This window comes from Amycolatopsis sp. NPDC049253 (genome assembly GCF_040678995.1).
Taxonomy (GTDB): Bacteria; Actinomycetota; Actinomycetes; order Mycobacteriales; family Pseudonocardiaceae; genus Amycolatopsis.
Genome location: NZ_JBFAQX010000043.1, coordinates 1 through 13,556 on the forward strand (window position 1 = coordinate 1; position 13,556 = coordinate 13,556).

10 protein-coding genes and 1 pseudogene are annotated in these 13,556 nt (G+C 69.8%); 5 read left to right on the forward strand and 6 right to left on the reverse strand.

Going from position 1 to position 13,556, the window contains the following annotated elements; translation table 11 throughout:
* On the forward strand, positions 1-483 hold a 483-nt coding region (locus AB0K15_RS44575; RefSeq protein ID WP_364066482.1), incomplete at its 5' end, for an HU family DNA-binding protein.
* 2,496 nt (positions 484-2,979) lie between these two features.
* Here the strand turns inward: AB0K15_RS44575 and AB0K15_RS44580 are convergent.
* From AB0K15_RS44580 to cofC, 3 genes are read right to left on the reverse strand one after another with little or no spacing between them, the layout of a single operon-like run.
* Positions 2,980-3,933 (reverse strand): NUDIX hydrolase, encoded by a 954-nt coding sequence (locus AB0K15_RS44580; protein WP_364066485.1) that lies wholly within the window; start codon positions 3,931-3,933, stop codon positions 2,980-2,982.
* Entirely contained in the window at positions 3,930-6,419 is a 2,490-nt protein-coding gene (locus AB0K15_RS44585; protein WP_364066488.1) for an RNA degradosome polyphosphate kinase, read from the reverse strand. The genes AB0K15_RS44580 and AB0K15_RS44585 overlap by 4 nt, the downstream gene beginning before the upstream one ends.
* 56 nt (positions 6,420-6,475) lie before the next feature.
* On the reverse strand, positions 6,476-7,108 hold the full coding sequence (gene cofC, locus AB0K15_RS44590) for a 2-phospho-L-lactate guanylyltransferase (protein WP_364066495.1): 633 nt from the start codon (positions 7,106-7,108) through the stop codon (positions 6,476-6,478).
* Between the two features lie 112 nt (positions 7,109-7,220).
* Between cofC and AB0K15_RS44595 the strand changes: the two genes are divergently transcribed.
* The 3 genes from AB0K15_RS44595 (at position 7,221) to AB0K15_RS44605 (ending at position 9,617) form a co-directional block, all read left to right on the forward strand.
* Positions 7,221-7,925 (forward strand): lysophospholipid acyltransferase family protein, encoded by a 705-nt coding sequence (locus AB0K15_RS44595; RefSeq protein WP_364066507.1) that lies wholly within the window; start codon positions 7,221-7,223, stop codon positions 7,923-7,925.
* Positions 7,925-8,950: an NAD(P)H-dependent glycerol-3-phosphate dehydrogenase gene (locus tag AB0K15_RS44600; RefSeq protein ID WP_364066510.1), complete on the forward strand. Its 1,026-nt coding sequence runs from the start codon at positions 7,925-7,927 to the stop codon at positions 8,948-8,950. Before AB0K15_RS44595 ends, AB0K15_RS44600 begins: the two co-directional genes overlap by 1 nt.
* Before the next feature lie 187 nt (positions 8,951-9,137).
* The gene (locus tag AB0K15_RS44605) at positions 9,138-9,617 is read left to right on the forward strand and encodes a cysteine dioxygenase family protein (RefSeq protein ID WP_364066513.1); all 480 of its coding nucleotides are present in this window, start codon (positions 9,138-9,140) and stop codon (positions 9,615-9,617) included.
* A 4-nt stretch (positions 9,618-9,621) separates the two neighbouring features.
* Here AB0K15_RS44605 and AB0K15_RS44610 read toward each other — a convergent pair whose 3' ends face one another.
* The 3 genes and pseudogenes from AB0K15_RS44610 to AB0K15_RS44620 all read right to left on the reverse strand — a co-directional run.
* Complete coding sequence (locus AB0K15_RS44610) at positions 9,622-10,620, reverse strand: asparaginase (protein WP_364066516.1); 999 nt, start codon at positions 10,618-10,620, stop codon at positions 9,622-9,624.
* Positions 10,621-10,629: 9 nt separating this feature from the next.
* Positions 10,630-11,451, reverse strand: a complete 822-nt coding sequence (locus AB0K15_RS44615) for a class I SAM-dependent methyltransferase (protein WP_364066519.1) — start codon at positions 11,449-11,451, stop codon at positions 10,630-10,632.
* Positions 11,448-11,663: pseudogene (locus AB0K15_RS44620) on the reverse strand (VOC family protein); the annotation flags it as partial. The gene AB0K15_RS44615 and the pseudogene AB0K15_RS44620, both read right to left, overlap by 4 nt.
* A 33-nt stretch (positions 11,664-11,696) precedes the next feature.
* On the opposite strand from AB0K15_RS44620, the gene AB0K15_RS44625 reads away from it, so the two are divergent.
* Complete coding sequence (locus AB0K15_RS44625; RefSeq protein WP_364066522.1) at positions 11,697-13,205, forward strand: recombinase family protein; 1,509 nt, start codon at positions 11,697-11,699, stop codon at positions 13,203-13,205.
* The last annotated feature ends 351 nt before the right edge of the window (positions 13,206-13,556 follow it).

The following is a 13,556-nucleotide window of genomic DNA, read 5'->3' on the forward strand; positions in this document are numbered from 1 at the left end:
AACGTGCCGGCCTTCCGTGCGGGCACGACGTTCAAGGACGTCATCTCCGGCACGAAGAAGCTGCCGAAGGCCACCGCCGTCAAGCGCACCACCACCGCCACGGCTGCCACCGCCTCCCGCGCGACCACCACCCGCGCCACCGCGGCGACCGGCACGCGTGCGGCTGCCTCGCGCACCACGGCGACCCGCCCGGCCACCACGCGCTCCACCACGACGCGCACCCGTGCCACCGCTGCGAAGCCGGCCGCCGCTGCGAAGCCGGCCGCCGCTGCGAAGCCGGCCGCCGCGACGAAGACCGCCGCCGCCAAGCCCGCCGCGACGCGCGCGAAGGCCGCCACCACCAAGGCTGCCGCCGCCAAGCCGGCCGCCAAGGCCACGGCGACCAAGGCCGCTGCCGCGAAGCCGGCCGCCGCCAAGCCTGCTGCGAAGAAGGCCGCTGCCAAGCCGGCCGCCAAGCGCACCAGCGCTGCGAAGAAGAAGTAACACCACCCCGGCGTTCACGCCGAGACGTGCACTTCACGGCAGGGCCCCCTCCCACTTCGGGAGGGGGCCCTGCCGTATGTGTGGGGTAGTTCTGGTCGGGTTGGGGTGCGGTGTTTGGGGCTGGGGAATACTCGGCTGGGCAGGGAACGTGCGGCGGACTGGGTCGGTCGCCCGGGGCGGCCGATGTGCCGGTGCGCGTGCTCTGGCCTGCGGGATCACTGATCGGCACAGGAATGGTGGGCTTGCGGGACCTAGGTTCTCCCAGTGCAGAACGGTGGACAAGAACGCGGCTGGATAAGCCGAGTGCTCGCCACGAACAGCGCGGCCAACCACCGTGGTGCGACATGGTGGCTAGGCATCGGGTTTGGGCTGCGTGCTCCAGTGGGGTGGCTGTCGCGCAAGGATCGCGAGGTAGGGGCAAGCGATCACTGGGCGCCCGCGCGGCTGCCTATGGTGGTGCGGCAGGGTGGCCAGGCATCGGGTTTGGCTGCGTACTCGCGGCGTGGCTGCCGTGCGAGCATTGCGGTGTAGGGGAAGCGGCGTCAGCGCGGGTGCTCACGGTGGTGCGACAGGTGGCCCGGCTGTGTGCTCCCGCGGGGGGTGGCTGCCGCGCAAGGATCGCGTTGCCGGGGCAAGCGGCGCCGGCGCGGCTGCCCACCTTGGTGCGACAGGGCGGCCAGGCATCGGGTTTGGGCTGCGTGCTCCCGCGGGGTGGCTGCCGCGCAAGGATCGCGAGGTGAGGGCAAGCAATCGCTGGGCGCCTGCCTGGCTGCCCACCTTGGCGCGACAGGTGGCCCGGCATCAGGTTTGGCCTGCGTACTTCCGCAGGGTGGCTGCCGTGCGAGCATTGCGATGTCGGGGCAAGCAATCGTTGGGCGCCCGGGCGGCTGTGGTAGATCACTGGGGCGGACAGGAGTCCCCTCATCGCCCGAGCGGGGCGCCGCGGAATGCGGGATGCGCAGTCAACTTCCAGCTTCCGATCAGTTGAATCGGCGCGCATCCCAAGGTGAAGACCCGACCTGGGGCAGCAGGTCTGCCGCACGGCGGCTGTCAGGACGCGGACTTGCGGAGGAAATGAGGGCGGTACTGCGCTTGCCTGGCACTCTTGATCCGCAGGAGTCCTGAGGCGCGACGTGCCGGAAATCGTGTGCTACCTGCATGTTCGCGCTCGCTGGTCACGTACGGGTGCGGACAGCAGGGGCGAGCGGCGGGGTGCGCTGCTGTCTCCGCGCGTCTGTCGAGGGAGCGGTTATGCCGGAACGACCCGGGGTGTCTACGGTGCGGGACCTGCGTGTTCGGCTGGTGCCGCGTGAGGTTGCGCGCGTGGTCGGGGGTGGGGTGTCGCCGCAGTCCTCTCGCCTTTGTCCGGGAGCTGTTGTGGCGGAACGGCGAGGTTGGGTGTGGTGAGCTGGGAACAGTGAGCCGCCTGCGTGCTTGCGCGCTCGGACCGCGCGGGTTGGTCGGAGGGATGCGGCCGCGGAGTTCCGTCGTCTTGCTGGAGTGGGTGCGGTCCTGTGCCGGAATGACCCGGGCCGGTGTGGCGTAGTGCACCAGGGATGGAGTGCCCTGCTTGCTCGCCTCGGGTCTGCGAGGTGGGGTGCTGCTGCGGGCTTCCCTTGTCGGCAGGGAGTAGGTGCGGGTGCGCCGGAAATGCTGTGTACCTGCATGTTCGTGGTTTCGGCTCGGTGCGGGGTTGGGCGAGCCGAGGTGGCGTGGTGCAGAGCAGGAATGGCTCAGGAGGCGCGAGACTTGCGGGACGTGGGGTTTGGTCCGTGGCCACGGTGGTGCGGCAGAAGGGGCGGGGACGCCGTGCCCTTCAATCGAGCGAAGGCTGCTGCCGCTCGCGAGAACTGGCGTGGAGCTCGGGTGTTCCTGTGCTCGAGCGTGGTCGGCAGGGCCGGAGAGACCGGGACGGCTGCACAGACCTTGCCGCACGTTGTCGTGTGCCTGCGGTCGGAGCGGTGTGGCGGAACCGGCGTCGGAGGCCAGACAAAGCCGGAGGGGGCCGTCGGGGTGGATCGGCTGCGGGGCAAGGCATCCGGGGCCGAGCCTGCAGATGTGGCCTGGAGCTGCGGATTCACTCCCCAGCACGAAGCGAAGAAGGCTCACCCGGGACCGTTGTCGCAGCAAGGAGTCCCGGCTCTGGGAGCAGCGCCAGGGCGTTGAAGGCCGCGGGGCGGCAGGCGGATTCAGTGGAACCGCGACAAGAAAGCCATGGCGAGCCTGAGCGCCTCTACCGACGCCCCCAAGCCGGTAGGCGGAGTGAAAACTTCACCTCACCCCCACCGCTTGATCGGCCGTTCGGGCGGAGTTGTGTACCCGTCGCCGGCACCCCGGGCGGGAATAGCCATCTCTATAGAATCCCCGCCAAGTCACCCCGCGAATAGCGACCCGCCCACTTTTCGAGCCCATTCGAACACCGCCATTCCCCGAAACGCGGAAGGGCCTCCCCGCGGCGGCGACAGCCGGCGGGGAGGCCCGAACAGAAGAACTGCGTCAGTGCCGCGAAGGGGCGGGTGCGGGCAACGGCGTCGGGTAGTAGTCCGCGCTTGCGAGGCGCGGGCCGACGTCACCGGAGGGCGGGAGGAAGGAAAGGACCCAGAGGGAGCCCTTCTTGCTGGGCACGACGCCTCCGCGGGCGGCGGCGAGCTCGGTGCCGTCGCGGTCGGCCAGGGCGCTGATCAGGTCCGGGATCACGCCGCCCTGGCTGGCGATCAACGGGGTGCCCCCGCCGCCGGCGATGGCGAGGAGGCGGGCGATCCCGAGGACCGGGTCGGGCCAGTAGCCCTCTTCCGAGAGGAGGTTCTCGTGGCGCACGTCGACGCCGAGGTCCTCCGCAACGCCCCGCACGGTCTGCACGCAGCGAAGCCGCGGGGCCGAGAAGACGCTGGTCGGGCCGAAGCAGGGCAGCAACGCTCGCAGGGCTTCGGCTTGGCGCTGGCCGGCGTCGGAGAGGGGACGCAGGTCGTCGTCGCCGGTCCAGTCGTCGCGTTTGCCCGCCTTGGCGTGGCGGACGAGCAGCACGGTGATCAGCGACACCGGCAGCGCGCAGAACTCGCGCAGCACGCGCACGTCCGCCTCGCGCGTGAGGAGCCGCTCGGCCGCGACCGGGTCGAGCCAGCGCAGCTCGTCGACCTCGTCGTTGGCCAGGAACGTCCCCGACACGGCTTCGCCGCTGAAGTAGTCGACGGTCTTCTTCAGCACGCCACCGCCGCCGCGGGCGGGCACGTCGTAGGCGCTCTGCGCGACATGGCGGCCCAGCACCACGCGGTAGCCGGTTTCCTCCCACACCTCCCGCACGGCCGTGGCGGCGAGAGTCTCACCCGGATCCACCTTGCCCTTCGGCAAGGACCAGTCGTCGTAACGAGGCCGGTGTACGAGGGCCACTTCGAACTCGTCGCCGGCACGGCGCCACAGCACCGCGCCGGCTGCGCGGACGTCCACGCTCATCCGGCGGCCCCGTGCAGCTTCGCGAGCTCCACCTGGTGATCGCGCACCTGCGAACCGGCGCCAGGAGAAGGCTGCCACTCGCCGCTGGCCGTGAGGACCCAGCACCGCGTGGTCGGGTCGAGCGCCGAGTCGAGCACGGCGTCGAGCTGCTGCGTGAGCTTCGTGTCCTTCACGCGCACCAGCGCTTCGATCCGGCGATCGAGGTTGCGGTGCATCATGTCGGCGCTGCCGATCCAGTGCGTGCCGCCCGCGCGGAAGTGGAACACCCGCGAGTGCTCCAGGAAGCGTCCCAGGATCGAGCGGACGCGGATGTTCTCCGACAGCCCCTCGACGCCCGGCTTCAGCGCGCAGATCCCGCGCACCACCACGTCGACGGGCACTCCGGCCTGCGAAGCGTGGTACAGCGCGTCGATCACCTGCTCGTCGACGAGCGAGTTGCACTTGATCCGGATCCCGGCGTCCTGCCCGGCGCGCGCGAGCTCGATCTCCTCGCCGATCGCGCGCACGATGCCGCGGCGGATGCCGTGGGGCGACGTGAGGATCGTGCGGTAGGTGTCCTGCCGCGAGTAGCCCGTGAGTACGTTGAACAGGTCGGTCACGTCCGCGCCGATGCTCGGGTCGGCCGTGAACAGGCCGATGTCCTCGTACAGCCGCGCGGTCTTCGGGTTGTAGTTGCCGGTGCCGATGTGGCAGTAACGCCGGATGGTCGAGCCTTCCTGGCGCACGATCATCGACACCTTGCAGTGGGTCTTGAGCCCGACGAGGCCGTAGACCACGTGCACGCCCGCGCGCTCCAGGGTGCGCGCCCACGTGATGTTGGCCTGCTCGTCGAAGCGCGCTTTGATCTCGACCAGCGCAACGACCTGCTTGCCGGCTTCGGCGGCGTCGATCAGCGCGTCGACGATCGGGGAGTCGCCCGACGTGCGGTAGAGCGTCTGCTTGATCGCCAGCACCTTCGAGTCGGCCGCGGCCTGCTCGATGAAGCGCTGCACGCTCGTGGAGAACGAGTCGTACGGGTGGTGCACCAGCACGTCGCCCTCGCGCAGCGTCGCGAACACGCTCTTGGGCGTCTCGCGCTCGCCGAACGCCGGGTGCGTCGCCGGCACGAACGGCCGGTCCTTGAGCTCCTTGCGGTCCACACCGGACAGCTGGTGCAGGCAGGTCAGGTCGAGCAGGCCCGGCACCTCGACGACGTCGGCCGGGTCCACCTCGAGCTCTCGCAGGAGCAGCTCGAGCATGTGCTCGCTCATGTCCTCGGCGACCTCGAGCCGCACGGGCGGGCCGAAGCGTCGCTGCGCGAGCTCGCGTTCGAGGGCCTGTAGGAGGTCCTCGTCGCGGTCTTCCTCGACCTCGAAGTCGGCGTTGCGGGTGACGCGGAACACGTGATGCTCCGTCACCTCCATGCCGGTGAACAGCTCGCCCAGGTGCGCGGCGATCAGCTCCTCCAGCGGCAGGAACGTGGCCGTGCGGCTGGTGCGTTCGGTCTCCACGCGCATGAGGCGCGGCACGTTGCTCGGCACCTTCACGCGGGCGAAGCGCTCCGTGCCGCCCTGCGGGTCGCGCACCGTCACCGCGAGGTTGAGCGACAGCCCCGAGATGTACGGGAACGGGTGCGCCGGGTCGACGGCCAGCGGCGTGAGCACCGGGAAGATCTGCTCCGAGAAGTAGCTCGACAGGCGCAGCTGGTCGGCGCCGGCGAGATCCGCCCAGCCGACGAGCTGGATGTCCTGCTTCGCGAGCTCCGGGCGCAGGTGGTTCTCGAACGCGCCGATGTGGCGCTCCACCAGGTCCTGGTTGCGCTTGGCGATGTAGTCCAGCTGCTCGCGCGGCGTGAGGCCGTCGGCGCTGCGCACGGACAGGCCGGTGTCGTCGCGGCGCTTCAGGCCGGCCACGCGGACCATGTAGAACTCGTCCAAATTGGACGCGAAGATGGCGAGGAACTTCGCCCGCTCCAGCAGCGGCTGCGATTCGTCCTCGGCGAGGGCGAGCACCCGCGCGTTGAAGTCGAGCCAGGACAGCTCGCGGTTGAAGTACCGGTCGTCCGGCAGCGACTCGACGGCGGTCGGCGCGGCGGAAGTGACGGCGGGCGGAGCCGAGGGCACGCCGCGGAAATCGTCGCCCGAGGCGTCGACCGCGGCCGAGGTGCGCCGGGCCGCGGGCCGGGCGGTCTCCGTGGCGGCGACGGCCGTGGCCGCGGTGGTCTTGCGGGCCCGCGAGGTTTTCACCGGCGCGGTTTTCGGCTCGCTCTTGGCGGTCTTGACCTTGCCGGCGGCGTTGGCGCCCGCCTTGGCCGCGGTCGCGCGGGCGGCCGTCGTCACCGCGTCCGCGGAAGCTGCGCTCTTGCTCGGAGGCGTCTTCTTCGCTGCGCTGGTGTGTCGTGCGGGGCTTCCAGGCGCCTCAGCTTTCGCCGCGCTGGCCCTGCGCCGCCGGGCGGGCTGTCCGTTCCGGGCGGGTGTGCTGGCGTCGTCTGTGCTCACGACGCCCATTGTTCACTACGAAGCAGCAGTTTGCGCAGACCGCGGTGAAGGTCAAATGAACACCTTCATCCCAACCGGATGGTTTCCTCGGGCAGCAGTGCCGCCGTGCGTTTGCCGACGCCGAGCGCGCGCACGTGCTCGAGATCGTCCGAAGTGTCCACGTCGCTGCGCAGCGACACCACCGCCCCGGCCAGCGGGACGGCTCCGGAATCGGTGTGCCGCTGGGCGGAACCGGCGCCGAACCGCGGGTCGAGCGGCGCGCCGGGAGCCGACAGCAGCAGCGTGGTGCCCGTGCCCTGGTGGTCGGCGACGAACGCGCGCCGCCCTGCTGCCTCGGCCAGCGCGTCGGCGAAATCGCCCGCGCGCAGGGCCGGCAGGTCGGCCTGCAGCGCGCCGACGATGCCGCCCGGTTCGCCGTCGCGCAGCAGAGCCGCACCGTGACGCAGCGCTTCGTTCAGCCCGCCGTCGCCCGGCTCGGTCACCAGCTCCACGCCGAGACCGGCCAGTTCGGACACCGCCGCCGGGTCCGCGGCCACGACGAGCACGCGCCGCACGCCGGCCACCGACGTGACGGCCGCCAGCGTGTCGTACGCCAGCGCCAGCACCAGCACGGCGTGCTCCGCCTCGCCGACCGCGCCACGCAGGCGCGACTTGCCCACGCGGGGGTGTTTCAACGGCACGACCAGGTCCACGTCCACCTGTCCATCTTTACCCGAAAGCTCCGCGGTGTGTGGTGAGCGCACCCTCCCTGGACTGCGTGAACCCCGGCGCGGCAGGATCTGCCGGAGTGGATCGTTCGGAGGAGGAGACTTGGCACGGCGTGAGAAGGGCGGCTTCTGGGTGGGGTTGGCCGCGTTCGTGTTCTACCCGCTGACCCGCATCGGGAAGCGGTCGTACATCGGCGCGGAGAAGATTCCGCGGCAGGGCCCGGCGGTGCTCGTGCTGAACCACATCTCCCACTTCGACCCGGTGGTGGACGCGGTGTTCGTGCACCGCCAGAAGCGCGTGCCGCGGTTCTTCCTCAAGGACAGCCTGCTCAAGGTCCCGGTTCTCGGGAAGATCGCGACCGCGTCGGGCCAGATCCCGGTGTCGCGCAACTCCAGCGCGGCGGGCGACAGCCTGCGGGCCGCGCACGAGGCGCTGGCCGAAGGCAAGATCGTCGTGATCTACCCCGAGGGCACGATCACGAAGGACCCGGCCGGCTGGCTCAAGGAGTCGTTCACCGGTGTCGCGCGACTGGCGCTGCAGAACGACGCGCCGGTGATCCCGATCGCACGCTGGGGCACCAACCAGATCTACAACGGCTACACGAAGAAGTTCACGCCGTTCCCGCGCAAGACCGTGACGCACCTGGTCGGCGATCCGCTGGACCTGTCAGCCTACGAGAACGCCAACCCGCGCAGCGCCTCCACGCTGCGTGAGGTGACCAAGCTGATGATGGACGAGGTCACCCGGCTGCTCGCCGAGATCCGCCAGGAGGAGCCGCCCGTGAAGAAGCCGGAGGACGGCGCCTGATGGCCGCCTTCGCCACCGACGTCCAGCGGGTGACGCTGCTCGGCGCCGGCTCGTGGGGCACGGCGTTCGCCAAGGTCCTCGGCGACGCCGGCCGCGACGTGACCATGTGGGCGCGCCGCGAGTCGGTCGCCGAGGAGATCACGACGCGGCATTCGAACGAGTCCTACCTGCCCGGCACCCGGCTGCCCGAGCGCATCACGGCGACGGCCGATCCGGCGGCCGCGCTCGACGGCGCGCAGGCCGTGGTGCTCGGCGTGCCCAGCCAGAGCCTGCGCGAGAACCTCACGGCGTGGCGGCCGCTGCTGCCGCCCGAGGCCATCCTCGTGAGCCTCGCCAAAGGTGTGGAGCTGGGCACGCTCAAGCGGATGAGCGAGGTGATCGCCGAGCTGGCGAAGGTCGACGCGGGCGAGATCGTGGTCGTCTCCGGGCCGAACCTGGCCCGGGAGATCGCCGCGGCGCAACCGGCCGCGGCGGTGCTCGCGTGTGCCGACCACGAACGCGCGGTGGCGATCCAGCGGGCGAGCTCGAACCAGTACTTCCGCCCGTACACCAACACCGACGTGGTGGGCTGCGAGCTGAGCGGCGCGTGTAAGAACGTGATCGCGCTCAGCTGCGGCATGGCCGCGGGCCTCGGCCTCGGTGCCAACACGATGGCGACGCTGATCACCCGCGGCCTCGCGGAGATGGCGCGCCTGGGCACGAAGCTCGGCGCCGACCCGCTCACGTTCGCCGGCCTCGCGGGCGTCGGCGACCTGGTGGCCACGTGCTCGTCGCCGCTGTCGCGCAACCGCACCTTCGGCGAACGGCTGGGCCGCGGCGACACGCTGGAGCAGGCGCAGGCCGCCACCGGCGGGCAGGTCGCCGAGGGGGTCACGTCGTGCTCGTCGATCCGAGAGCTGGCGCGCAGCCTGGGCGTGGACATGCCGATCACCGACGCGATGCACCGCGTGTGCCACGAGGGTGTGGACCCGCGTCGGGCCGGCGCGGAGCTGCTGGGACGTTCGCGGAAGCACGAGTGGAGCTGATCTCCCAGGGGCTGGGAAGCGGTTGACCGCCGAGGCCGGCGCTGGTTCGCTGTCGGCGTGACGATGTGCCTGATGACTGCGCGGCCGGGGTCCTGTGACCTCCGCCCGGTCATGCCGTCGTGTCGCTGTTGTCGGTGAACCCAGCCCCGGCCCAGCTTCTCCCCCCTTTCTCCTGCGAGGAACGACCATGTTCGCCGTCCCGGACAACACCCTGCTGCGTCCCGAGAACCCCGCCCTGCGCCACCCCGTGCGCGTCGCCCTCGAGGTGGCCGCCGACCGTGAACGGTGGGCGAACCTCCTGCGCTACGACCCCGACGAGCGCTTCTCCGCGCTCGTGGAACGCGGCGACGGCCAGGAGGTCTGGCTGCTGAGCTGGCTGCCCGGCCAGCACACCGACCTGCACGACCATGAGTTCTCGACCGGCGCGTTCACGGTCGTCTCGGGACGGCTGACCGAGACCGTCGCGCGCCGTTCGTCCGACGGCCGCGCGGTCACCGAGCTGCACGCGCTGGCCGCCGGGCAGTCGCGCGTGTTCGGGCCCGGGTACGTGCACGAGGTGCGCAACGACGGCCCGGACCCGGCCATCAGCGTGCACGTCTACCGCGACGGGCCGCGCGCCATGCGGCCGTACCACCTGGATCCGCTGGGTGGTCCGGTCCGGGACTGAGGTCTCAGCGGTCCAGGTCGCCGCGCAGGCGGAACTCCTCCTCGACGCGTTCGCGGGAAGCGCCGGTGGCGAGCAGGACCTGAAGCAGAACGCGGGCTTTGCGGGGGTCGAGCCAGCCGGCCATCGTCGCGCCGAGGCGGATCAGGCTCGACTCGGAGCCGTGGAAACCGTAGGTGCCGCGGAACGTCGTGCCCGCGCCGGTGCGTGAGGCGACGACGATCGGCACCTTCGCGTCGGCGATCACGTCCGCGGTCCCGCGCGAAACGTGGCCGACGCCGTTGGCCGCCATGACCACCCCGCGCGCACCGCCGCCGAGCACGAGCCCGAGCAGCTCGCCGGAGTCCGCGATGCCCGCTTCCAGCAACGGAACCAGCCCCGAGAAGTCCGTGTTTTCCACCGCAAGTGCGGCCGGACGTCCGCCGGCCGGGTGGAAATAGTGCACGGAGCGTTCCGCGACGAGCCCGAGCGGTCCCGCCGGGTGCGAGGAAAGCGCTTCGAGGTGGCTCGCGTGTGCCTTGCGCACCCAGCGCGCCGAGTGCACGTCGTCGTTGAACGCCACCAGCGCACCGCGCCCGCGGCTGCGGGGTTCGGCCGCGACGGTCAGCGCCGCCAGGAGGTTCGCGGGACCGTCGGGGCTCGGCAGGCTCGGGTTGCGCATCGCCCCGGTGACGACCACCGGCACGTCGTGGGGCCAGGTCAGCTCGAAGAAGTACGCCGTCTCCTCGAGGGTGTCCGTGCCCTGCACCACGACGAATCCCGCCGCGCCCGCCGCCACCTGCTTCAGACCCCAATCGCGGGTCCGCAGCAGTGTCTCGTAGTCCATCGACGCGCTGGAGATGCCGGCGAGCGTGGCCGCCGTGAGATCCATCGGCAGGTCGGTGCCGAGGTCGCCGAGCAGGTCCTCGGCGGTCAGCCGCGGCACCACCCCGGCTTCGATCGAGCGGCCGGGGGCCATGGAGATGGTGCCGCCCAGCGCGGCGACGGCGACAAGAGCACGAGTCATGCCCGCACTCTAGGAAACCTTCGCCGCCTGCAGGGTGTAGCTCGCCGCGAGGCGCCGCGGGTTCTCGCGCAGCCGCCATTCGCCGCCGTCGACCTGGTGCATTTCGTGCGGCAGCGCGTTCCACGGCACGGTGTCGTGTTCGGTGAACGCGGTGAGCGCGAGGCCGTTCTCCAGCAGCGCCGTGATGATTTCGCCCAGCGAGTGGTTCCACGAATGCGTGGTGGTCTTGGCGAGCGGACCGTCGGTGTCGACGTAGGTGGTGTCGTCGTGCCACACGAGCGGTTCGGCGTGCTCGAAGTAGTCGTATTTCGGCCACGCGCGCTCGGCTTCGTCGTCGAGCCCCCACAGCATCGGGTGGCCTTCGCGCAGGAACAGCCGCCCGCCGGGTTTCAGCAAACGAGCCACGACCGTGGCCCACTCGGCGATCGTCGGCAGCCAGCACAGCGCGCCGACACCGGTGTAGACGAGGTCGAACGCGCCTTCGCCGAACACGTCGACGGCGTCGTAGGTGTTGGCCTCGTGGTAGTCGATCTCCGCGCCGACGCTGTCCGCGAGCTTGCGCGCTTCCGCCAGCGAGCCGGGGGAGAGGTCGAGGCCGGACATCCGCGTGCCCAGGCGGGACAAGGAAAGCGTGTCCGTGCCGATGTGGCACTGCAGGTGCACGCCGCGCAGCCCGGTGACGTCGCCGAGGCGCGGGAGGTCGAACCGCACGACGTCGCTGAGGTACCCGGGATCCGTGCGGAAGCGCTCGAAGCCGTAGTACTCGGACTTCGCGTGCACCGCCGCGCGCTCGTCCCAGTTGGCGCGGTTGAGCTCGAACGAGTCGGTCACTTCGCCGCCATCTCGGCCTTGCTGCGCAGCACGCAGAACTCGTTGCCTTCCGGGTCGTGCAGCACGGCCCAGCCGGTGCCGTCGGCGTTGCGCTGGTCGTCGAACATCGTCGCGCCGGCGGCGAGCAGACGCTCGACCTCGGCGTCACGCGGGCCTTCGGGCGTGAGGCACAGGTGCAGGCGGTTCTTCACGGTCTTGGGCTCGGGGAGTTGCACTGAAGACGTAACCGACATGAGGATGAGCCTATGACCAGCGATGATCTCTCGTCCACCGCGTATGTGGCACTGTACTGCCGGATCTCGGTGGACCGGGCTGGGCGCCGCGAGGGTGTGCAGGCGCAGGAGCGTTGGGGGCGTGCCTACGCCGCAAAGACGTGGCCAGGCGTGCCGGTTGTGGTGTTTGCCGACAACGATCTATCGGCGGCGGCCGACGATGTTGTCAGGCCCGAGTACGACCGATTGTGCGCGGCGATCGGGCGAGGCGAGATCGCGCATTTGTGGGCAGTGGAACAGTACCGGATCGAGCGGCGCGAGATTCAATGGTTCGAGCTGGCGGCAATGATGGACGCGGCGGGTGTTGCAGAGTTGCACACCGACCGGGACGGAATTGTTCGAATCCGTGACGAGGTCGCTGGGATTAAGGCCGTTCTTGGGGCTGGTGAGGTAAGGCGGCTCAAGAAGCGAGTCAATGACATGTTGGCGGAGAAAGCGGCGTTGGGTGAGGCGCCCGGGAGCCGCCCGTTCGGTTATAGGCATGCGAAAAAGGACGACGGCGCAAAGACGTATGCGCAGGTTCCTGAGGAAGCGACCGCGATTCGTCAGGCTGCTGAGTGGGTGCTGTCAGGGTGGTCGTTAGCGAATATTGCCGCCAAGTTCCGGGAGCAGGGCTTGGCTGGTGCGCACGGGGGCACGATTCGGGCTGGCGCGGTTCGAAACTGGGTCACTCTCCCGACAGTGGCGGGGCACCGGGTGTACAAGGGGCAGATCGTGGCACGAGGGAACTGGGAGCCAATCCTGGATGAAGCAACCTGGCAGGCGTGCAAGCTCAAGTTGTCGCAGCCGCGCAGGGTCACGCGTGCGGACGGAAAGGGTACCCATCTGGTCAGTTCCGATCGCAAGAGCAACCCGACTGGTCGAAAGTACCTTTTGACAGGTGGGCTCGCCGTATGTGGAGTGTGTGAGCACCGATTGATCGGTGCGCTCAAGCAAATCAAGAAGCGGCGTGTCCCGTATTTGAGCTGCCACCCGAACGCCGGAGGTCGGGGTTGCACTGGTATTCTTTTGGAGAACACTGAAAAGTTTGTTCTTGATAGCTTATGGGAAGAGCTGGACAAGCCTGAATTTCTGAGCGCGATCGAGGCGGATGACTACGGCGCGCGCCGGGACGAAATCACCAAGGAATTGGATGGGTTGGATCGTCGGCGCGGTGAACTGGCGGCGATGTGGGCTACGCCTGGCATGTTGACGCAAACTGAATGGCAAGAGGCGCGTCGGGCGATTGGGGAAAGCGAGCAGCGTTTGCGCGTGGAGTACGCGGCGCTCCCGCCGAAGATGATCAATGTGGACATTGCCGGGGCCCGCGCGGCGTGGCCGGACATGATGTTGGACGAGCAACGGGAGTTTCTGCGGTTGTTCGTCGAATCGGTGACCGTCGTACGTGCGCTGCCGGGGCGGCCCCGGGTGTATGACTCTGAACGGGTGAAAATCAAGTGGAGGAACTTGAGGCAAGCCGAATTACCGCCAGACCAGCCCTGACCCTGTATGACAGAACCCGGGGCCTGTCGGGATACGGGAGATACTTGCCAAGAGGGGCCTGGGAGAGGGCAGCAGGGGTCGTTAGAGAGCCTGTGTGGGCTGGGTGCGGAGAGTGCGGGCCGGGGTGCGCTTAGTTACATCCGTTGGCTGGGCCTGAGGTGCTGCGTGGCTTCGAATGATCGGTGTACCGGCGGGTCAAGCGGGTGGTGTCGGTCCCTGCGCTGGCGGAGGCCTTCAGTCCGACGCCCGCCGAGGCGGAGTGGGCTCGGGGCAAAGCTGCGGCGAGTCTAACTTGCTGGCGTTGGTGGCGCTGCTGAAGTGCTCCTTCCCTCTGTAGACGACAGCCGCCTT

Coding starts and splice junctions, on each gene's coding strand:
- AB0K15_RS44625 (WP_364066522.1), top strand. CDS start 11,697: ATGACCAGCGATGATCTCTCGTCCACCGCGTATGTGGCACTGTACTGC.
- AB0K15_RS44585 (WP_364066488.1), bottom strand. CDS start 6,419: ATGGGCGTCGTGAGCACAGACGACGCCAGCACACCCGCCCGGAACGGA.
- AB0K15_RS44605 (WP_364066513.1), top strand. CDS start 9,138: ATGTTCGCCGTCCCGGACAACACCCTGCTGCGTCCCGAGAACCCCGCC.
- AB0K15_RS44610 (WP_364066516.1), bottom strand. CDS start 10,620: ATGACTCGTGCTCTTGTCGCCGTCGCCGCGCTGGGCGGCACCATCTCC.
- AB0K15_RS44580 (WP_364066485.1), bottom strand. CDS start 3,933: ATGAGCGTGGACGTCCGCGCAGCCGGCGCGGTGCTGTGGCGCCGTGCC.
- AB0K15_RS44600 (WP_364066510.1), top strand. CDS start 7,925: ATGGCCGCCTTCGCCACCGACGTCCAGCGGGTGACGCTGCTCGGCGCC.